Raw genomic sequence first — 19,384 nt, 5'->3', positions numbered from 1 at the left:
AGGTAATACGATAGCACTCATTGTTCAATCGCCTCGCCAGACGCGTGATGGTGCAGCCGGTCGCATGCTAATGCCCCATGCCTTCCAGAGATGCGCGAATATCTGCTTTCAAGAGTTTTCCGCTCGCGTTTCTAGGCAGTGCTTCATTGTAGAATCGAATTTTTACAGGAATCTTGTAGGCAGCGATCTGTGTCCCAAGCCAGGTTCTGAGCTCTGCCTCCGTAACATGAGTATTTGCTAGGGCACGCACGGCCGCAGCAGGTTCTTCACCGAGAGTAGGATGGGAGACACCCACCACGGCAGCATCTTCTATATCCGGATGCTGATGAAGGACATTCTCGATTTCCAGCGGGTAAATATTCTCCCCGCCGCGGATTATGACCTCCTTGGCACGCCCGACAAGAAAGCAGAATCCTTCTTCGTCCAGTCGCGCTAGGTCTCCTGTCCTCAACCAGCCGTCCTGGATGGTCGCAGCGGTGGCCTCAGGATTATTCCAATAGCCTTTGATAATCTGGGGGCCACGAATTTGCAGCTCGCCCACCGCGCCTACAGGCAATACGGCACCCGTTTCCGTATCGACTATACGTAAATCGGATATGGGATAGGTTGGGCCGCAGCTCGCTGGCCGGTTCAGATAATCCTCGGCGCTGTGTGTCGTCCCGACAGCGCACACTTCCGTCATTCCCCAGCCGTTTGAGGGAAATGCCCTCAGGTCCGACGCAATGCGCGTTGCGAGTTCCGACGGTGGCGCGGCGCCTCCATAGAAGACGGTCGCCAACGATGCCAGGTCGTGCTTGTCCCGATCAGGATGGTTGACGAGGTCGAGCGCAATCGTTGGCACGCCGCCGACTGTGGTGACTCTGTTTTCCTCGATCAGTTCCAAAGCCCGTCCTGCATCCCATTTCCGCATCATGACAAACGTCCCGCCTGCATCGATAACGGGCATGAGGCATGCGTTGAGGCCGGTAACGTGGAACAGCGGCACGGCGCTCAACAGTGTTGGGACCGGAGGCGGAGCAGGTTGTTCACCTCGCCTGAGTGCCGTGCGAGCGGCTGCATAGCCAGATCCGAAAATATGCATCAGATTGCTGCGATGCGTTGCCAGCGCACCTTTCGGCAGCCCGGTGGTTCCGCTCGTATAGAGTATCGTCGCGTCGTCATCGGGGCGTATCGCTATATCAGGCAGATCGGCGTCAGGAAGATCTCTGTAACGGCTCGGAACTCCCAAGACATCTTCCATCCGCACAGCATGGTGGGCCCGCGGCGGTTCGTCGGTCCGGCAGACGAATGCCTTTTCCAGATTCGGCAAACCGTCGAATTCCGGATGAATACGATCCCATCGCTCGCCATCGCAGATCACTATGCGTGCGCCCGATTGTTCCAGGCCATGTCGCAACTCACGCCCGGTCCACCACGCATTCAGCGGAACGACGATTGCGCCTGTTGCACTGGCAGCGAAGAAGGCCACCGGCCATTCCGGCAAATTCCGCATGGCCAGCGCAACCCGGTCTCCTTTCTGGATACCGCTCGCAATCAGTGCCGCCGACAGATGGGCTGTTGCGTTGTACCAGTCGCGATAGGAGATGCGATCGCCTTCAAAAACGACGAAGTCTCGGTCATGATGGTTTTTGCGAGCATGGCGCGCCAGCTCCACCAGGTTGAGATGCTGATTCTTCCAGCAGCGCATTTCGTGGCCGTTGATGACGACCTTCTCCATCTCAAAGCGTTCGCCCCTAGCGCAGAGCTCATTTTCGACATCCTTAAGTGAAGCAAAAGGCCACCGCGAAACAGCCTCCGTGGTACGGGAAGACCCTTCCAACGCTGTAGTGTCTGCCATCGGCATCGTTCCTCCCCGGCTCAAAATGCGGCTTAACCCTTTGAATTCTAGATCTTGGTAGTCGCTCATCGAGAATTTAGTAATTGTGCCAATATCTACGTCGCGTGTAGGCTCGATAGGTCCGGCCATGTCGCGCCGCACGTCTATCAGCCTATATAGCTGCCGCCGCACACCAGAATGGTTTCCCCCGTGACATAACTGGCGGCGTCACTGCACAAGAAGGCGATGACCGATGCGACCTCTTCGGGCCTGCCCATTCTTCCAAGGGCAAAAGAGGATACGAGGTCGGAATTCCGAAGCGCGGCATTGTCTGCAATCATCGGTGTCTCGATCGTCCCGGGGGAGACCGCGTTGACACGCAGCCGCGGCCCGAATTCACGCGCCAACCCGCGCACCAGGGCAAGAACGCCCCCTTTAGATGCGCCATAATGAGCATGCCCAAGACTGCCGCCGGCATGCGCGGAGGCCGACGCAGAGGCTACGATCGCCCCGCCAGCTGCCATAACGCGATTAGCCTCACGGCAGAGATAGAAAACGCCATCGAGGTTGATTTGCATCGTGCGGCGCCAGACCTCATCGCTCATGTTTGCGGCGCGTTCATTCGTGTAGATCCCAGCATTGGCCACGACATGGTCAAGCCGTCCAAAAGCTTCCATGGCGCGCTCGACAAGCATTCCAGCATCACCCGGCACCGAAGCATCATATTGAACCGCGATCGCCCGAGCGTCCCCCGTGTTAAGGGCACTTGCCGCTGCTTCTACCGCAGCTCCGTTAATGTCAGCTAGTACGACAGATGCGCCGCAGGCATGGAAATAGCGCGCAGTTTCGCCACCGATACCACCACCCGCACCGGTGATAATCGACGTCATACCATTGAAATCAAACATAGTAACTCCCTGCGATCAGCGGGCATGCCAGCTGCGCTGAACCCGCTTTTCGGCTTGAGGGCGAAAGCAGATGCCCTCGCACATAACCGGCCTTGCATGAATTCGTCAATGATGCGATACTTACATCATATAATGATGTTTTGGTGTTAACAACTTCTGGAGCCGATTTGGTGGGAATGAATGAAACTATCGCGGGCGCCGCTTCGCCGGAACAGAACGCCACAAAGCCGAGAATTCAGACGGCGGTTCGTACCATCGATGTACTTCTGGCGGTAGCGCGTGCGAGCAGTAGCGGGATTTCCGCCAAGGAACTGAGTATTCAGCTCGGACTGCCTCGGCAGGTCGTTTATCATCTGATCCACACACTAGTTTCGACGAACATGCTTCGCCAAGCCGGGGGCAAAAGCTATGTTTTAGGTTTGGGCGTCGCCAACATAGCCCACGGTTATAAGCGACAAAGCGGTGCTCCGGATTATCTTACCCGCTACGCTGAGCGCGCCGCCGCTGAAACAGGCGAAACTGCCTATGTCGTTGGGTGGGTCGATACCGAGATTGTCGTGCTTGCTACCGCACGTAGCAGCTCCGCAATCCATGCCGCAGAGCCACCGCCCGGGACGGCTGGGGACGCTCATGCGCGCGCGAGCGGCAAGCTTCTGCTGGCCATGAGTACGCAGGAGGAGGCGGAGAACTATCTTGCTCGCTCGCCTCTGAGCGCCCGCACTCGGAACACTTTGACGAGTAGAACGACTATTGTGCAAGAGTTCGGACGTATCAGACAGGATTGGATTGCCGTGGAACGGGAGGAATATGCGGCCGGTCTAGCCTGTATGGCGGTACCGATAGGCCGTCCGCCTACGCGGCTTGTTCTGGGCATCTCGGCACCTATCGAGCGATTCGAACGAAATTTCGAGGCCAACCGACTCAAACTGCAGAAAGCTGCAAATCTATAACATCATTATTTGATGTTTCTTACATTATTTGACACTTCTTGAAACTACACTGTATTTGCCCTGCAACGGCGGGAGAAATGCGGGTGACGAAGGCTTCATCGCAATTGACGCGGGAATTCGAGAATAGTGAGTTCCTGACCAGTATATTTGCAAAAATCAGCTTTTTGCGGGCCTTTGAACAGGAGGTGTGGAACCTTACCCAGGTCAATCCTCCGTTAGTCGCTGGGTCGATGCATCTATGCGCCGGTCAAGAGGTTGTCCCCATGGCCGCGTTGACAGCTTTGCGGGAGGATGATCCGGTGGTCTGCACGTATCGCGGCCATGGATGGGCGCTGGCGGCTGGTCTGGATCCGGAAGCCGTAATGGCCGAGATATGCCAGCGATCCACAGGCATAAATGGCGGGCGGGCCGGCTCGGCCTATATGATGGCACCCGATTCCCGCTTTATCGGCGAAAACTCCATTGTCGGCGCGGGCACGACGATAGCGTGTGGCGTTGCGATGGCTCATCGCCTGCAGGGCCGGGACACTGTTGTCGTCGTGACCATCGGCGATGGCGCAATGAATCAGGGTTCGGTCCATGAGGCGATGGTATTTGCATCGGTCCGCAAACTTCCTGTAATTTTCGTGATAGAAAACAACGGATGGTCCGAACTGACGCCCACGTCTGATATGTTCCATGCCGACCGGCTTGCGGTCCGGGGGAACGCCTATGGCATCCCATCGGCGACGATTTCCGGCATCGACCCCATCGTGGTGCGTGACAGCTTCGCGATGGCTGCGGCTCACGCGCGGGAAGGCAAAGGCCCTTCGCTGCTGGAGTGCAAGGTTCCCCGCTTATGGGGCCATTACAATCGCGACATCGAGCATTATCGCCCAAAAGCCGATCGCGCCGACGCAGCCGCGCGCGATCCTCTGAAGCTCGTGGCCGAAAAGCTGGTCAGCGATGGTATTCTGAGCGAAGAGGAGGTCGCCGCCTCCCGTCTGGAGCAGGAAGAGGCTGCACGTGCTATGGCAGCCCGTGTGATGGCGTCGCCGACGCCCAGTCCTGACGACGCGCGTCAGCCGGTCGTGCTGAATGCCGCTCCGCAAGGGAGCACACGCATTCCGAAAATCCGGGAAATGTCCTATATCGAAGCGGTCAACGCTGCCTTGCGCGCTGAGCTGGCTGAAGACGAGCGCACCATCCTGTACGGTGAAGATGTCGGGAAAAGCGGCGGAATTTTCGCGGCGGCCCGCTACCTTCATCGCGACTTCGGCGGGGAGCGGGTGTTCGACACGCCCATCGCCGAAAACGCGATTCTAGGGTCTGCGGTCGGGGCCGCACTCGCTGGCGCGAAACCGATTGTCGAGATCATGTGGGCGGATTTTATCTTCGTCGCGCTCGACCAATTGATCAATCAAGCCGCTAACATCCGCTATATCACGGGTGGCAAATCCAGTGTGCCGCTTGTTGTACGGACGCAGCAGGGCGCAACCCCAGGCTCCTGCGCTCAACATTCGCAGTCGATCGAAGCCTTCCTCGCCCATATGCCTGGGATCAAGGTTGCACTCGCCGCGACACCGCATGACTCCTACACGCTGCTGCGCGCGGCCGCAGCAGATCCCGATCCCTGTGTGGTGATCGAAGCGCGTGGCCTGTACCCTACAAAGGGCCAGGTCGAGATCGCCGCCGCGCCTGAACCTGCGGGCAAGGCGCGGGTGCATCGCGAGGGCAAGGACGTCGCCATCGTGACCTGGGGCACCATGGTGGGGGCATCCATTGAAGCCGCCGAGCGGCTGGCAGCCTCCGGCTGTGACGCCGCCGTGCTAGACCTGCGCTGGCTATCCCCGTTGGACGAGAAGGCGCTGCTGGATGTCGTTCGGACTGCGGGCGGGCGGGTTCTTGTGGTTCATGAAGCCGTGAAAACCGGGGGCTTCGGAGCGGAAATCGTGGCCAAGCTGCATGAGCTGCTTGGCGACGAAATGCCGCTTTCGATTCGGCGGGTTACAGCGCCTGACACACGCATACCTGCGGCACCCTCGCTTCAGGCGGCACTCTTGCCAAATGTTGACAAGATAGTGGCCGCAGCCGCCGATTTGACCGGAGCATCGGTCGTGCCAGCTCTGGAACCCGCCCAATGATCGTCGATCACCGCATATACACACTCCGGCCCGGCGCTGTTCAGCCGTTTCTGGAGCTTTTCGAGCGTGAGGGGTTGCCCCTCTACCTTGAGTATTGCGGAAAACTGGTCGGCTATTACATCTCGGAAAGCGGCACGCTCAATCAGGTAATTCACTTGTGGGCCTATGAGAGCGTCGAGGACCGCGAGCGCCGCAGGAGCAGCTTGTATCAGGACGCGCGCTGGACCGCATTTCTCGATGCGGCGCTTCCGCTCGTAGCATCTCAGGAAAGTCGGCTGTTGAAGCCGACACGTTTCTCTCCTGGCATGCCCGCTTAAGGGTGAATAATGAAAGCGCTGCTGTCCGTTTCACCTGGCGGTCCCGATGCCCTGATACTTTCCGAAGTGCCGGATCCACGGCCGGGGCCGGGCGAAATTCTGGTCCGTGTCCTCGCCTGCGCGATCAATTATCCCGATGTTCTGATCATTGAAGACAAATATCAGGTCAAACCGCCCCGCCCCTTTGCTCCGGGCACGGAAATTTCGGGTGTCGTTGAAGCGCTTGGCGATGAAGTGACCGGCTGGACTGTCGGCGACGAACTGATCTCAATCGTTGGCTACGGCGGACTTACCGAGAAGCTGGTCATTCCTGCGGGATCCGCCCTCCCCGTACCGGGGGGAAAAGATCCTCGCGAGGCAGCAGGGCTGCTCCTGACATACGCAACGACCATCTACGCGCTGCTCGATCGCGGCGAATTGAAGCAGGGGGAAACCTTGCTCGTGCTTGGTGCAGCGGGTGGTGTCGGACTAGCCGCGATCGAAATCGGAAAGATATTGGGGGCGACCGTAGTGGCCGCAGTTTCGAGCGAGGAAAAGGCCGCCATTGCCACGGAGGCGGGAGCCGATAGAGTTGTCGTTTATGGATCTGGGCCGTTTGACGATGCAGGGTGCAGGGCGCTTGCGAAGCAGTTGAAGGAGGCGGTCGGGCCTGACGGCGCGCATGTCACATATGATCCGGTCGGCGGAGACTATACTGAGGCAGCACTGCGCGCGATCGCGTGGAACGGGCGCCACCTCGTCGTTGGATTTGCCGCCAGCATCCCCAAGCCGCCGCTCAATCTCACCCTGCTTAAGGGATGCGACATTCGCGGAGTATATTGGGGGGCGTTCGCAGAGCGTGAGCCAGACCGCCACGCAGCGCACGTCCGCCAATTGATCACGTGGTGGGAAGATGGCAGGATCACGCCTCGCATTGACCGCATCTACCCTCTGACTGAAGGCGGCAATGCGATCGCGCATCTGGCCAGCCGGTCAGCTATCGGCAAAGTCGTGGTGGAAGTAAGCCGGCGCTGAGCGCGATCCGACCACTGCCGGCTAGGGGCTGTGGGGATTCAGTCCATATAGGCCTACAAAGCGCTATTTTCTGCGCTTCGGTGCTCACGTACCTTTAAGTACGCTGCGCTCCGATGCTCGAAAATCCCCCTTTTCGGCTCCATCTGAACTGAATCCCCACAGCCCCTAGAACAGTGATTATATCAGCGAGGCTGCTGAGGCAGCGGAAATGAAACTGCCTGCCTCGTCACCAAACATGCATCCAACGGCTACAGGAAGGAGTTCATGTATGTACCGGCAAGCATTGTAGAGGAAATGAGGTCCCTTCGGGTGGGCGGCGACAAAATATCGATCATGGAGTTGTCCGGAACCAGCGACAACAGCTGGCGACGCATCCGGTCCGGGGAACCGTTGCGTTATTCAGTCGCGATGCGTTTGATATAACAGCTGCGGAGGTAGCATCACCTTGCTTTGGAGCGGAACCCGGGGAGACCCAAGCCATTATGGGGTTTACCCGGCCGCCTGCCTTCCGGCGTACGTCGCTATCGATACGAAAGTTGCGGCTGCTCTGGCAATGGCATATGTTCCGCAAAGCCCCTTGCTGTCAAATCGACCCCAATTCTGAGGTCGTGTCCCAGGTGGTGGTGTAGGGAGGTTTCCCTGAAGGGGTGGCCACCGTCGATCTTCTGGTAGGGTTCGGATGCGAACTTGAACCTGGAGAAGAAGACGATGACCGACGACAGAATGGCCCTTGTTGAGCTGATTGAGCAAGGGGCGGATAGTGATTTGGTGCGCGAGATGCTGGCGTTTGCGGCCGAGCGCATGATGGATATGGAGATTGAGGCGAGAACGGGTGCGCCCGCCGGCAGTCGCAGCCCGGCGCGAATGAACCACCGCAACGGCTACCGGGAACGGGGCTGGGACACGCGCGCCGGGCGGATCGACCTGGCGATCCCGAAGCTGCGCAAAGGCAGCTACTTTCCGAGCTTTCTTGAGCCGCGCCGCACGGCCGAGAAGGCGCTGGCGGCGGTGATTCAGGAGGCCTATGTCCATGGCGTCTCGACCCGTTCGGTCGACGATTTGGTCAAGGCGATGGGCGCCAGCGGTGTGTCGAAGAGCCAGGTGAGCCGTCTGGTCGCCGAGATCGACGAGCGGGTGAACGCCTTCCTGATGCGGCCGATTGAGGGCGAGTGGCCCTACCTGTGGATCGACGCTACCTACCTCAAGGTCCGCGAGGGCGGGCGGATCGTCTCGACGGCGGCGATAATCGCTGTGGGGGTCAACACCGATGGCCGCCGCGAAGTGCTGGGCGTTGCCACCGGTCCTTCGGAGGCGGAGCCCTTCTGGAAAGCTTTCCTGCGCTCGCTGGCGGATCGCGGCCTGCGCGGAGTGAAGCTGGTCATCGCCGACGATCACAAGGGGCTGCGCGCCGCCGCCGAAAGGCAAGGGTGCGTAGGCCGGGGCGGATATCATCGCGCGGAGTACCGCGAAGCGGAAAGCTCTCCAGCTTCTCACACTGCTCGATGATGGCGCCAACATACCTATCGGCAATATCGGTGGAGGCTTCGCTCGCTATATACCGGAACAGCGCAAGCAATTGCGCCTCGGCTTCCGGCGCGAACGAAACAGCATGGCTCATCGCATTATGGATGTGTGTTGCGTTCCGCGGCGAGTGCGGCCTTCACGTCCGCAACGGAACGGGCGCGGCTTGGATCGGCCTGCATTGCATCGTAAACCTGTGCAATATCCTCGCGCAGCCAACTATCGATGGCCTTCTCCCGCGCCTGAAGCGCGCGCAGCCCGTCGCGGATCACCTCGCTCTCGCTCGCATACTCTCCCGACGCAACGCGCGCCTTTACCTGTGCTGCCATGTCGAGGGTTAACGTCACGCTGAGTTGTTGTGTCGATCGCATGATAGTCACCTTCAGAGATGTCGGTCAGTATGATTTAATCCTATTGATGGAAAATGCAACCACGCGAGGTGGAGGATGGCCGCGCTCGTCGTGGTACAAATATGAGCGGATCCAGAAACAAAAGATGAGCGGGGTACCAATGGGGAGCATCAGATCGCGGGGCGGGATAGCCGCATATTCCCAACAACGGCACTTCCATTCAATCTTTGCAGACCGTTTCATTGGCGGCCGCGAGATCTGGTCGTGTCCCAGGTGGTGGTGTAGGAACCGTCGATCCACGGCAGGATCAGGTATGTGTCAGGTGGCCAGTGCTGGCAGGCTGACAACGGGGTTATGGCTCACCGAGCCGATTGTTTCCAGCGTCATGTAGCGGCGCGATACGGCCCACTCGTCATTTTGCTCCAGCATCAGCGCGCCGACGAGGCGGATCACGGCGGCATCGTTGGGGAAGATGCCGATGACGTCGGCTCGCCGCTTGATCTCCTTGTTCACCCGTTCCAGCGGGTTGGTGGAGGCGATCTGCGCCCAATGGTCCTTCGGGAACGCCATGTAGGCGAGCACGTCCTCGCGCGATGCGTCCATCATGTCGGCCAGCTTCGGGAACTTCTCGCGCAGGGCATCGGCAACCTGCCCCCACTGCTGGTGCGCCGCTTCAGTCGTCTCCTGCGCGAAGATCGTCTTGATCATGGCGATGACGGCAGGTCGCTGTTTGGGTGCAGCGTGTGCCAGCGCATTGCGCATCCAGTGTACACGGCAGCGTTGCTGGCTCGCGGCGAACACCTTGCTGGCGGCGGCGCGCAGCCCCTTGTGATCGTCGGCGATGACCAGCTTCACTCCGCGCAGGCCGCGATCCGCCAGCGAGCGCAGGAAAGCTTTCCAGAAGGGCTCCGCCTCCGAAGGGCCGGTGGCAACGCCCAGCACTTCGCGGCGGCCATCGGTGTTGACCCCGACAGCGATTATCGCCGCCGTCGAGACGATCCGCCCGCCCTCGCGGACCTTGAGGTAGGTAGCGTCGATCCACAGCTAGGGCCACTCGCCCTCAATCGGCCGCATCAGGAAGGCGTTCACCCGCTCATCGATCTCGGCGACCAGACGGCTCACCTGGCTCTTCGACACACCGCTGGCGCCCATCGCCTTGACCAAATCGTCGACCGAACGGGTCGAGACGCCATGGACATAGGCCTCCTGAATCACCGCCGCCAGCGCCTTCTCGGCCGTGCGGCGCGGCTCAAGAAAGCTCGGAAAGTAGCTGCCTTTGCGCAGCTTCGGGATCGCCAGGTCGATCCGCCCGGCGCGCGTGTCCCAGCCCCGTTCCCGGTAGCCGTTGCGGTGGTTCATTCGCGCCGGGCTGCGACTGCCGGCGGGCGCACCCGTTCTCGCCTCAATCTCCATATCCATCATGCGCTCGGCCGCAAACGCCAGCATCTCGCGCACCAAATCACTATCCGCCCCTTGCTCAATCAGCTCAACAAGGGCCATTCTGTCGTCGGTCATCGTCTTCTTCTCCAGGTTCAAGTTCGCATCCGAACCCTACCAGAAGATCGACGGTGGCCACCCCTTCAGGGAAACCTCCCTACACCACCACCTGGGACACGACCGTCTGTTTACCCCATCGATGCCCCAAAGGACGACATAGATTTTGCTGTCCTACAGCACCATCTTTCTCATACGCTGCACGCAAACAAGAGGTGTCAGTTATGAGTTCGATTTCTTACAAATCGCCAAGTCAAAAGGCCTTCTCTCATTATTTACGAACTGGTCAGCGCCTGTCAGATGAAAGTTTCATAGAGGATCAGGACGTAGAATTAAAATTCAACCCTTATCATGACCCGCGCAACGGCCAGTTCACCTTCGCGCCGGGTGGAGCACGGACAGGCTCAACTCCTAGATCGGGACATGGCAGCAGTCATTCGTCAGGCAAATTAAGAACATACACCGTTCGCAAAGGTGACACGCTTTCCCATATTGCGCGTAGGCACGGCGTAAGGTCTGATGCATTGGCAAGGGCTAACAATATCAAGAACCCCGATCATATACGAGCGGGGCAGACGTTGCGCATTCCTCCACATACGCCGCCCCGCCGCGCTGATGCTCCGCACACTTCAAAGACCACGCGCGTTTCCCCGCAAGCAAGGGACGCTGCACGGTCTAACGAAATAGTCGTGACCGCAACCCGTGAGCAGGTTGCTGCCGCGCGGGGGCGGAGGCCGAATCCGAATCATCCACTCGGTGAACTCTCCGCGCGCTACGAATCGCGAGGCAATGTGGGGACCATATCTTCTGGGCGCGGCGACCCAGGTGGCGTCTCCTACGGAGCTTATCAATTCGCAACAAATACGGGTGACGCCGCTGCTTTTGTAGCTAGCCCCGAATTTCGACCATGGGCGCGCGAGTTTGATAATCTCAGACCCGGAACTGAAGCATTCGGGAATCGCTGGCGCGCTGTTGCCGAAAGGGATCCAGATGCTTTCAGAGAAGCGCAGCATGCCTATGTACAACGAACGCACTATGACCCGGTCGTCAACCGCGTTGACCGCGATACTGGTTATAATCTGGACAATGCTAGTGACGCGGTCCGAAATGCTACATGGTCAGTCTCAGTGCAGCATGGAGCGGCTGCAAGGATATTGGGCGACGCTGTGCGTCGAACTGACCAAGCCCTTCCTCGGACCGATCCGAGTTATGAGGCAATGTTGATCGATAATATCTACGACCGCCGCACTGAATATGTAACTGCTGTCAGAGACAGGGCAGTTTCCGAAGGTCGAACAGCGGATGCTCGAAATCTTACAAGAGTTATAAATATTCGCTACCCAAGGGAGCGCGCAGATGCCTTGCGTATGCTGGATGTAGAACGTCCCCAATGAAGTACTTGGGATGCTATAAGGTTAGCCATGATTCGGATATCTCGGTTATTGTTTTTCGCGGCCATCGTGACTGCTGTGCTGGTTTTCTCGGGAAATGCTGAACGAACCCGTGCAGAAAATGTCCAGAACGCGCAGTCGATCGTCCCTGATCCTTTCGAGCAGTGCCTCAATACGGGGGATGCTAAAATGGCAGTGATGTCTGCCATGATCGATTGCGACGATGAGGAATTGGCACGCAAAAACGTCGTGCTCAACCAGACCTATCAGGTTGTGCGCAAAAAGCTTAATCCTGCCCAGCAACGGCATCTTGTAATCCTAGAGCGTCTATGGATCGCTCACAGGGATCAAAAATGCAAAGCTGAAGCATTGGCAACGGGTGGTCAGGACGGACAGGTCACTTGGTATGGATGCATGATTGACGAGACGGAGAGGCGGATTGATTGGCTGAAATCTAGAAGTTTTTGAAAGCGCCAACTTTCACTAAATCAATCGTCAGAAGAGTTAAACAAAGAGCGACACTCGCAATTTCTTTCACTCTGCACCATATCCTTGCCTATCCTCCACGCTCTGAAATAGCTTTTGAGATTTCGCCGATGCTGTGATGAATGGCTTGCCATCGAAAGGGATGGCATATGCGCAAGGCATTGAGCGACAAGGCAGTGAGCGCGGCAAAGCCGCAGGCCAAACGATACGATATCCGGGATATTCACTTCCCCAATTTCGGTGTCCGCGTCTCGCCCAATGGCGGCAAGAGCTTCTTCGTCAGCTATCGCCATGGACCGAAGCAGCGGCGCATGAAGATCGGCACCTATCCGCGCACGTCGCTATCGGTCGCGCGGGCCAAGGCGATGGACGCGCTGCGTCAGGTCGATGAGGGTATCGATCCAGCAGGCCGCCGCAGACAACCGGGATTGCTGGTGGATGCCGTGGTGAAGGATTTCATCAGGCAATATGCCAAACCGCGAAACCGGACGTGGAAAGACACCCAGAACATGCTCGAGCGTGAACTGGTCACGCCCTTCGGCCAATGCGACATTCGCACCATTACGCGGGCGCATTTCTTGGAGGTCATGGACGCGGCGATCGATCGCGGCGCGGGCTATCGCGCCAACCGCATCCTGCGCAATGTCCGCAAGCTGTTCAACTGGTGTCTGGAACGCGGCATCGTCGAGACCAATCCGGCCCAGGGCATCAAGGCTCCGGTCGAGGAAGAAGCACGCGATCGGGTTCTGTCCGAGGATGAACTGCGCCGGGTCGTGACCGCCCGCCGCAATGAGAGCTATCCGTTTGGGCCGTTCGTGCTACTCCTTCTGGCGACGGCACAGCGGCGCGGCGAACTTGCGGAGTTGAATTGGAGCGAAATCAACTTCGACAATGCGACATGGGAAATCCCGTCCGCGCGGTCCAAGAACAAGCGCGCCAATGTCGTGCCGCTGACGTCCTTTGCGCTATCGATCCTCGAAACCATGCCGCGCTTTGCGAACTGCAATTACGTCTTCACCACCACGCGCAAGACAGCGGTGAGCGGGTTCAGCAAGATGCTGGCGCGCATATCGGAGCTGTCGGGCACCAAGGATTGGCATCTGCACGATCTGCGCCGCACTGCCGCGTCGGGCATGGCGCAAGTCGGTGTTGCCCCGCATGTGGTCGAAAAGGTGCTCAACCATTGGAGCGGGATCATCTCCGGCGTTGCCGCTGTCTATAACCGCTACGGCTATGTCAGCGAAAAGCGCGAGGCGCTGGAGAAATGGAACGCCTTTCTGGAAGGGCTGGAGCCGAAGGACGCATTGTAACAAACCCACATTTGTGATAATGTGTTCTTCCAGTTTGAGAGGTGCCCCCTTATGAGCCGTTTGACAATCGATATTACCGATCAGCAGCACCAGAGCCTGAAAGCCTTGGCTGCGTTGCAGGGTAAATCCATCAAGCAATATGCGGTAGAACGGTTGTTCCCTGCCCCAGAGGGCGACGATCCGGCTTGGCAGGAACTGAAAACCTTGCTCGGTCAACGCATTGCGGATGGCTTGGGCGGCGCGGTTTCTGCCAAGGGTTTTGACTCCATTGTCGATGAGGAGTTGGGGCGGGAAGGCCGCGCTTGACCGACAGCTACGTCCTGTCGTCGGCAGCGGAAGCCGATCTGCGGGACATCGTCCGCTATACGCGCAAGCAATGGGGTGACACCCAGACCCGCACATATATGGCCAAGATCAAAGCTGGGATCGAACACATCGCGGGCGGTCAGGGCGTATTTAAGGATATATCCGCGCTCCATCCCGGCCTACGTGTGACCCGCTGCGAGCATCATTATATCTTTTGCCTTCCCCGTGCGGATGCTCCCGCACTGATCGTCGCCCTTTTCCATGAGCGAATGGATTTGATGACGCGGCTCGCTGATCGGATGAAATAGCGATGCAATTCTCCAAGGGGTCTCGAAGGGTCGTATCCATTACCGCCGCCAAGGCGTCTACGCGGTCATTTGCTCAGGGGTGGCGGCAGGCACCAACCGGCTCCCGTTCTTCAGCCTTGTGACGTTCCGGCAGGCCGCGAATGAACTCCGCGCGCTGGGTTACAACTTTGCGTTCGCTTGGATTTCCAAGCCCGCTTCAACAATCACCAAGGCTAAGCGTAAGCCAAAGGCCGCATAGAAATCAGGCCATTGCCTATCATCCCAATTGATAGCCAACTTCATTGCCCCGATGGTAAAGAATGATGCTCAGCACTGCCGCGAGCATACGCTGATGTGAGTGTTCCATATGGTCAAAGTGTGTTTTCTGACGGTCCAGCGCAGCGTGAACACGGCCAGCGGCTGCTTGAAGCAAGTCGAACTGATCGAGGTCGTGGAAGCCGCCTTGCTCCAATATGCTGTTATAGCCCGCGCCGACCCAAAAGCCGCGCTTTTTGCGGATAGGCCAGTGTAGATGCTCGATAACGAAGTCAGCTAAGCTGTCCTCATTTTCATGATAACGTCTTGGTGGACGGGTTTCCGAAAGATCGTGAATCGTTTGGTTCCGGATAGCCGCGAAACTGTCTTCTTCGGGAAGGTAGGCTTGGGCATTGTCGTCCCATTTCAGCTCCCAATTCATCGTAATGTGGCTGAGCGGACGCAGTACGAAGCGCTCTAGCATTACAGTTGCATATTGATTGAAACTCTGAATCAATAGGTCTCCATGGTAAGGAGGCCGTGGATGACAGGCGCATCAATTGAGACCACGCTGGAGCTATGGGCATCGTCGCTTCGCGACGTGAAGGCTCGTATGCGTGGCTTGTTCACGCAGGAACGAGTGGCAGTGTCAGCGAACCTTTTTCTGGATGGTTTGCTGGGCGACGAGCGCCGTAAGACGGGTTGGATGCGGGCTGAGGCGGCGGGTGATCCGGGTCCTTGGCGACAGCAGGCCATTTTGGGCCGGGGGCGCTGGGACGCGGGCGGGCTTCGCGACATTGTGCGGGATTATGTTGTCGAAAACCTCGGCACACAAGATGCAGTTCTGGTCATCGATGAGACCGGTTTTCTCAAGCAAGGCAAGGCATCCTGCGGTGTTGCGCGTCAATATACCGGTTCGGCTGGCAAGATCACGAACTGCCAGATTGGTGTGTTCGCCGCCTATGTGTCGGCACGGGGTCACGCCTTTATCGATCGGGCGCTCTATTTGCCCAAGAGTTGGACGGGTGACCCGGCAAGGCTGATTGCCGCGCATGTTCCCGAGGCGGTCGCCTTCGCCACCAAGCCAGCTTTGGCGGTCGATATGATAGGGCGCGCGCTGGCAGCGGATGTGCCTTTTTCATGGGTGGCGGCCGATGCGGTGTACGGTGTTGGGGACATTGAAGGCGCGCTGCGCCGAGCCTGCAAAGGCTATGTTCTCGGGGTTAAATCCGATCACCATTTCGGCTCGTGGGCAGGAAAGCCCCTGGTTGCAGGCACTGCGGAAGAAATCGCCCGTGATCTTGCGCCCGATGCATGGCTGCGTCTGTCTGCTGGCGAGGGAACCAAGGGCGCGCGGCTTCATGACTGGGCTTACTGCGAACTCGCGGATCTCGAAGCTGATGAATATGATGAGACGAAATCGGGGCTTTGGACCCGGGGCCTTCTGATCCGCCGCAATATCAGCGACGGCGATCTCGCTTTCTTCACAACCTGGTGCCCGGCCGGGACGGGCATCCAGACGCTTGTTTCCGTCGAAGGTCATCGCTGGGCGATCGAAGACAGCTTCGAAACCGCCAAGAACGAACTCGGCCTTGATCACAACGAAACGCGATCATGGCATGGCTGGCATCGCCACGTCTCGCTCGTGATGCTCGCCTTCGCCATGATGGCGGTCATCCGGTATCGCGCCAACGACACGACGCCCCCAAAAAGGCTGAGAATGCCAACCATCAGGATCTGATCCGCTGGTCGATCCAGGAAGTCCGGCGGATCGCCAACAAACTGGCCCAGCGTCGTATCCAGCCCGCCACCATCATCGCTTGGTCATGCTGGAGACGAGCGCATCAGGCTGCCGCACGGCGCGCCCATATCAAATTAAAAATGCAACTGTAATGCTAGGGGCTGTGGGGATTCAGTTCAGATGGAGCCGGGGCCGCAGGCGACCGCAGGGCAAAAGGGGGATTTTCGAGCATCTTGAAACGAGGCACGTGACTCGTTTCAACGCAGCGTACTTAAAGGTACGTGAGCACCGAAGCGCAGAAAATAGCGCTTTGCAGGCCTATATGGACTGAGTCCCCACAGCTCCTAAGCCGCAGGGCGTCTCGCGCGTCGATGATCGCCGCGTGCTGAACGGCATCTTCTGTGTGCTACGATCCGGTGCGCCGTGGCGCGATCTGCCCGAGCGGTATGGCCCACGCACCACCTGGTACAATCGCTTTGTGAGATGGCGGAAGGCAGGGGTGTGGGATCCAATGATGGATGCCATCACTGCGGCCTATGATGGCGATATCCAGATGATCGACAGCACTTCTATCCCGGCGCACCAGCAGGCTGCGATGGCAAAAAGGGGGATCGAGATAATTGCCTCGGTCCCTCCCGAGACGGGCTTACGACGAAAATCCATGCCGTCGTCGATACGCGAGGCCTGCAAAGGATATCCTGTGTCGTGATCCGAAACATCCAATATTATCAAATAGATCCGTTTTGGAACAAATGCTCACCATCCGTTCACGGCTCTTCCAATATAGCTTCAGTTCCCCACGCTCATCTATTGGGTGCACCTCAGGGCGGCCATATTTGGTCGCCCTTTTTGTTTGGGCTGCGCCTCACCCTGCCCGTCGGCGCATTGAACACCTGCCCGCAGAATACTCCAAAATGGAGCAATGTCTGATGCCTGCTGGATAGGGGGCCTCCTCACGGGTGGGCCGCTATTCCTGAACGAACAATTTGGTGAGAAGTTCGAAGGCATCATCAGAGAGCTCGACGAAGCTTCGGCGGAGGTCCCTCGGGTCGTCGACACGCAAAGCAAGGCCTGCATCCAACATTTCGCCAAGGTAGCGAAGCGCAGTAGTCTGGGGGACATGGGCAGCAAGGCACAGGCTGGAGACGCTGATCTTGCGGCCAATGGACTCAGAGATATACAGGTCGAGAAGCATATCCCAAATCGGCTCTCCAAAAGACAGGGAATATCCAGAGGCTGAAAGCATTGCCTCTCTGTTGCGGCGTAGCAGCCATAACCTCTGAGCATTCTCCAGAGCTTTTTCCCTTATCCCGAGCGGGATTTTCGATCGCACTTGCCCGTGGTGGCAAGGCGCGCCATGCGCGGAGCCATACTTCGTGCCATAGGTCTCACCTGCCCTCGCAGCTATTCCCTGCTGCCGCTCGCCTTCGATAAGGGCTATGGCGTTTTCCGACGTTGCTGTTGTCATCGTTACTTCCCGGCTTCGGTCTGTGTTGATGGGGGAGCAGCCGCAGCCGCTCCCCGTGTCACCTCGCTCAGGCGGCGGCCTGCAGGCGTCCGGCGTAGAAATCCTCGACCATCTGCACCTGGTCCGGCCGCAGATCGTCGATCGCATGAAGAAATTCCGGCACATCATTCTTCAGCAGGACAGACGGGCACTGGCCTTCATAATTGCCGAGGTTGGGCTGATGCTGGCAGTAGCCGACCAGCGCCGCCAGCTCCGGGTCGAACGTGCGGGCAACTTCCGGAGGATAGGCCAGCCACTGGTTTTCATAGGGCTTGAGCCAGCCCAGACAGTAGCTGACGATCATGCCGCGGCGTATCATGTCGCTGCTGTTTTCGCCGGCGTTGTGCAACGTCGACCCCAGAAACAGCAGCACGGACCCAGGCTCCATCTCCGCGTCCAGCCTATTCTCCGGGTCGAGGAGCATCTGGTCCTGCTGGCGGTGGCTGTCGGGCCACAGCATCGTGGCGCCATTTTCGCGGGTGTAGGGCGTGAACGGCCACATGACGTTGACGAGATACTCGACTTCGCCCTTGGGGCCTGCCCACATGTCCTGATCGCGATGCGGAACCTGCGCGCGCGAACCGGGATGCACCTCCAGCGCCTGCGTGAGGTTGAGCTGGATCGTGCTGCAATAGGGGCGGAGTATCTGGTTGACGATCGCGAGTATCAGGTCATGGCGGATGAACGCCTGCGAATGCCGCGATAGCGCAAGCAACCGCCCGAACCGCTTGGTATTGGCGCCATAGAACAATCCGTCGCAGAACGGCGTCTTGTCGAACCGCTCGATCAGGTCGTTCTGAAGCGCGTCGACGATATCCGTGTCGATAACGTCGGGAATGATCACATATCCATTTTCCCGCAACTGCCCCGCCCAATACTGGGCCTGAAAGGCAAGGTCAGGGCGCGCAACATCATTCATGACAGCATAGGCCATGGAAAATTCCTTTCTTTATGAGAAATTAGGCAGCGCGGCGCAGATCGTACGCGATCTGGAGATCCCCGCTGTTGTAGGTTCCGGCTTCTCGGAAAAGATTGATCGTGTCGTGCTCGATATGGGCGAGCAGTGCAGCCACCCGTTCCCCGTCGATCAAGAGGGGAAATCCCAATGGGGTGCATCGCCAGCCAAGCGACAGAAGCTGCGCATACCAGCTGATGGCCGCCACGCCGGTATAGCCCTGAATATCATTCAGCAGGGCATATTCGACCGCCGTGGTGAAGAGCCGGTTGCGCACCTCAAGCCGCTGCGCCGCCCGCAGATCGGGCGACAGGCAGAGCCGCGTCAGTTCGCGGTATTCCGGCCCGGTCGGAACTTCGTCCTCGCAGAGCATCGGGAATACATCTCCCAATATGTGGGGTCGGTCGGTCCGCAATATTCGCAGGGATCCGAGATGACGCTCCGATCGAGGATCGCACATGATGATATATTCGGCATATTCATCATCGAACTGATCCCGTTCGTAAGGCCCATCTACGGGTATGTCCCATTTCAATATGTCAACGAAGACGCGCTTTCGGTCCCTGAACATGCCGTCAAGGGCCGCTTCGTGCTGCTTCATACTCCTTGAAGAAACGCAGTTGATCATCGTGCCATCTCCCTATTCGGAAGAT

The 19,384-nt window shown here is 58.4% G+C and carries 19 protein-coding genes and 3 pseudogenes; 13 read left to right on the top strand and 9 right to left on the bottom strand.

Annotated elements, in window-relative coordinates; translation table 11 throughout:
• Window positions 1-67: 67 nt before the first annotated feature.
• Together OOT33_RS11130 and OOT33_RS11125 are read right to left on the bottom strand one after the other, a co-directional pair.
• A complete protein-coding gene (locus OOT33_RS11130; protein ID WP_307750096.1) occupies window positions 68-1,978 on the bottom strand; it encodes an AMP-binding protein in 1,911 nt (636 codons plus the stop codon).
• A gap of 5 nt (window positions 1,979-1,983) precedes the next feature.
• Window positions 1,984-2,724, bottom strand: a complete 741-nt coding sequence (locus OOT33_RS11125) for an SDR family oxidoreductase (protein ID WP_307750095.1) — start codon at window positions 2,722-2,724, stop codon at window positions 1,984-1,986.
• Between the two features lie 176 nt (window positions 2,725-2,900).
• On the opposite strand from OOT33_RS11125, the gene OOT33_RS11120 reads away from it, so the two are divergent.
• The 5 genes and pseudogenes from OOT33_RS11120 to OOT33_RS11100 form a co-directional block, all read left to right on the top strand.
• Complete coding sequence (locus OOT33_RS11120; protein ID WP_307750094.1) at window positions 2,901-3,674, top strand: IclR family transcriptional regulator C-terminal domain-containing protein; 774 nt, start codon at window positions 2,901-2,903, stop codon at window positions 3,672-3,674.
• A 104-nt stretch (window positions 3,675-3,778) separates the two neighbouring features.
• A complete protein-coding gene (locus OOT33_RS11115) occupies window positions 3,779-5,797 on the top strand; it encodes a thiamine pyrophosphate-dependent enzyme (protein ID WP_373690573.1) in 2,019 nt (672 codons plus the stop codon).
• A complete protein-coding gene (locus tag OOT33_RS11110; RefSeq protein WP_307750091.1) occupies window positions 5,794-6,114 on the top strand; it encodes an NIPSNAP family protein in 321 nt (106 codons plus the stop codon). The genes OOT33_RS11115 and OOT33_RS11110 overlap by 4 nt, the downstream gene beginning before the upstream one ends.
• Before the next feature lie 9 nt (window positions 6,115-6,123).
• The gene (locus tag OOT33_RS11105; protein WP_307750090.1) at window positions 6,124-7,128 is read left to right on the top strand and encodes a zinc-binding dehydrogenase; all 1,005 of its coding nucleotides are present in this window, start codon (window positions 6,124-6,126) and stop codon (window positions 7,126-7,128) included.
• A 708-nt stretch (window positions 7,129-7,836) separates the two neighbouring features.
• Window positions 7,837-8,550: pseudogene (locus OOT33_RS11100) on the top strand (IS256 family transposase); the annotation flags it as partial.
• Here OOT33_RS11100 and OOT33_RS11095 read toward each other — a convergent pair.
• The 3 genes and pseudogenes from OOT33_RS11095 to OOT33_RS11085 form a co-directional block, all read right to left on the bottom strand.
• Complete coding sequence (locus OOT33_RS11095; RefSeq protein ID WP_307750089.1) at window positions 8,507-8,746, bottom strand: type II toxin-antitoxin system RelE/ParE family toxin; 240 nt, start codon at window positions 8,744-8,746, stop codon at window positions 8,507-8,509. The pseudogene OOT33_RS11100 and the gene OOT33_RS11095 overlap by 44 nt on opposite strands.
• A 4-nt stretch (window positions 8,747-8,750) precedes the next feature.
• A complete protein-coding gene (locus OOT33_RS11090) occupies window positions 8,751-9,020 on the bottom strand; it encodes a type II toxin-antitoxin system ParD family antitoxin (protein WP_307750088.1) in 270 nt (89 codons plus the stop codon).
• A 297-nt stretch (window positions 9,021-9,317) separates the two neighbouring features.
• Window positions 9,318-10,514 (bottom strand): annotated as a pseudogene (locus OOT33_RS11085) (IS256 family transposase).
• Between the two features lie 203 nt (window positions 10,515-10,717).
• Between OOT33_RS11085 and OOT33_RS17895 the strand changes: the two are divergent.
• The 6 genes from OOT33_RS17895 to OOT33_RS17890 all read left to right on the top strand — a co-directional run bounded on the left by OOT33_RS17895 (window position 10,718) and on the right by OOT33_RS17890 (window position 14,532).
• The gene (locus OOT33_RS17895; RefSeq protein WP_373690550.1) at window positions 10,718-11,887 is read left to right on the top strand and encodes a LysM peptidoglycan-binding domain-containing protein; all 1,170 of its coding nucleotides are present in this window, start codon (window positions 10,718-10,720) and stop codon (window positions 11,885-11,887) included.
• Window positions 11,888-11,953: 66 nt separating this feature from the next.
• Window positions 11,954-12,352 carry a lysozyme inhibitor LprI family protein gene (locus OOT33_RS11080; RefSeq protein ID WP_307750087.1) on the top strand — a complete coding sequence of 133 codons (399 nt, stop codon included), beginning with the start codon at window positions 11,954-11,956 and terminating at the stop codon, window positions 12,350-12,352.
• 167 nt (window positions 12,353-12,519) lie between these two features.
• Window positions 12,520-13,680 carry a tyrosine-type recombinase/integrase gene (locus OOT33_RS11075; protein WP_307750086.1) on the top strand — a complete coding sequence of 387 codons (1,161 nt, stop codon included), beginning with the start codon at window positions 12,520-12,522 and terminating at the stop codon, window positions 13,678-13,680.
• 51 nt (window positions 13,681-13,731) lie between these two features.
• On the top strand, window positions 13,732-13,986 hold the full coding sequence (locus tag OOT33_RS11070; protein ID WP_307750085.1) for an antitoxin: 255 nt from the start codon (window positions 13,732-13,734) through the stop codon (window positions 13,984-13,986).
• On the top strand, window positions 13,983-14,294 hold the full coding sequence (locus OOT33_RS11065; RefSeq protein WP_307750084.1) for a type II toxin-antitoxin system RelE/ParE family toxin: 312 nt from the start codon (window positions 13,983-13,985) through the stop codon (window positions 14,292-14,294). Before OOT33_RS11070 ends, OOT33_RS11065 begins: the two co-directional genes overlap by 4 nt.
• Before the next feature lie 7 nt (window positions 14,295-14,301).
• Window positions 14,302-14,532: a DUF6119 family protein gene (locus tag OOT33_RS17890; protein ID WP_373690572.1), complete on the top strand. Its 231-nt coding sequence runs from the start codon at window positions 14,302-14,304 to the stop codon at window positions 14,530-14,532.
• An 18-nt stretch (window positions 14,533-14,550) separates the two neighbouring features.
• On the opposite strand, the gene OOT33_RS11060 is transcribed toward OOT33_RS17890, so the two are convergent.
• On the bottom strand, window positions 14,551-15,045 hold the full coding sequence (locus OOT33_RS11060) for a hypothetical protein (protein WP_307750083.1): 495 nt from the start codon (window positions 15,043-15,045) through the stop codon (window positions 14,551-14,553).
• A gap of 9 nt (window positions 15,046-15,054) precedes the next feature.
• Between OOT33_RS11060 and OOT33_RS11055 the strand changes: the two genes are divergently transcribed.
• Together OOT33_RS11055 and OOT33_RS11050 are read left to right on the top strand one after the other, a co-directional pair.
• A complete protein-coding gene (locus OOT33_RS11055) occupies window positions 15,055-16,269 on the top strand; it encodes an IS701 family transposase (RefSeq protein WP_307750082.1) in 1,215 nt (404 codons plus the stop codon).
• A gap of 346 nt (window positions 16,270-16,615) precedes the next feature.
• Window positions 16,616-16,953 (top strand): annotated as a pseudogene (locus tag OOT33_RS11050) (IS5 family transposase); the annotation flags it as partial.
• Between the two features lie 283 nt (window positions 16,954-17,236).
• Here OOT33_RS11050 and OOT33_RS11045 read toward each other — a convergent pair.
• The 3 genes from OOT33_RS11045 to OOT33_RS11035 all read right to left on the bottom strand — a co-directional run bounded on the left by OOT33_RS11045 (window position 17,237) and on the right by OOT33_RS11035 (window position 19,332).
• Window positions 17,237-17,737 carry a hypothetical protein gene (locus OOT33_RS11045; RefSeq protein ID WP_307750080.1) on the bottom strand — a complete coding sequence of 167 codons (501 nt, stop codon included), beginning with the start codon at window positions 17,735-17,737 and terminating at the stop codon, window positions 17,237-17,239.
• 67 nt (window positions 17,738-17,804) lie between these two features.
• Window positions 17,805-18,710 (bottom strand): phytanoyl-CoA dioxygenase family protein, encoded by a 906-nt coding sequence (locus OOT33_RS11040; RefSeq protein WP_373690549.1) that lies wholly within the window; start codon window positions 18,708-18,710, stop codon window positions 17,805-17,807.
• Between the two features lie 25 nt (window positions 18,711-18,735).
• Window positions 18,736-19,332, bottom strand: a complete 597-nt coding sequence (locus tag OOT33_RS11035; protein WP_307750079.1) for an acyl-homoserine-lactone synthase — start codon at window positions 19,330-19,332, stop codon at window positions 18,736-18,738.
• Window positions 19,333-19,384: the final 52 nt, after the last annotated feature.

Origin of the sequence: Sphingobium sp. DEHP117, assembly GCF_030867385.1 — a bacterium.
In the GTDB taxonomy this organism is placed as follows: Bacteria; Pseudomonadota; Alphaproteobacteria; order Sphingomonadales; family Sphingomonadaceae; genus Sphingobium.
The sequence above is the reverse complement of the archived record's forward strand: the minus strand, read 5'-3'. Positions and strand labels throughout refer to the sequence as shown.

Bases quoted from the DNA above. Each gene is read 5' to 3' on its own strand.
- OOT33_RS11125 (WP_307750095.1), bottom strand. From the start codon at position 2,724: ATGTTTGATTTCAATGGTATGACGTCGATTATCACCGGTGCGGGTGGT.
- OOT33_RS11120 (WP_307750094.1), top strand. From the start codon at position 2,901: ATGAATGAAACTATCGCGGGCGCCGCTTCGCCGGAACAGAACGCCACA.
- OOT33_RS11110 (WP_307750091.1), top strand. From the start codon at position 5,794: ATGATCGTCGATCACCGCATATACACACTCCGGCCCGGCGCTGTTCAG.
- OOT33_RS11105 (WP_307750090.1), top strand. From the start codon at position 6,124: ATGAAAGCGCTGCTGTCCGTTTCACCTGGCGGTCCCGATGCCCTGATA.
- OOT33_RS11095 (WP_307750089.1), bottom strand. From the start codon at position 8,746: ATGAGCCATGCTGTTTCGTTCGCGCCGGAAGCCGAGGCGCAATTGCTT.
- OOT33_RS11090 (WP_307750088.1), bottom strand. From the start codon at position 9,020: ATGCGATCGACACAACAACTCAGCGTGACGTTAACCCTCGACATGGCA.
- OOT33_RS17895 (WP_373690550.1), top strand. From the start codon at position 10,718: ATGAGTTCGATTTCTTACAAATCGCCAAGTCAAAAGGCCTTCTCTCAT.
- OOT33_RS11075 (WP_307750086.1), top strand. From the start codon at position 12,520: ATGCGCAAGGCATTGAGCGACAAGGCAGTGAGCGCGGCAAAGCCGCAG.
- OOT33_RS11070 (WP_307750085.1), top strand. From the start codon at position 13,732: ATGAGCCGTTTGACAATCGATATTACCGATCAGCAGCACCAGAGCCTG.
- OOT33_RS11055 (WP_307750082.1), top strand. From the start codon at position 15,055: ATGGTAAGGAGGCCGTGGATGACAGGCGCATCAATTGAGACCACGCTG.
- OOT33_RS11045 (WP_307750080.1), bottom strand. From the start codon at position 17,737: ATGACAACAGCAACGTCGGAAAACGCCATAGCCCTTATCGAAGGCGAG.
- OOT33_RS11040 (WP_373690549.1), bottom strand. From the start codon at position 18,710: ATGGCCTATGCTGTCATGAATGATGTTGCGCGCCCTGACCTTGCCTTT.
- OOT33_RS11035 (WP_307750079.1), bottom strand. From the start codon at position 19,332: ATGAAGCAGCACGAAGCGGCCCTTGACGGCATGTTCAGGGACCGAAAG.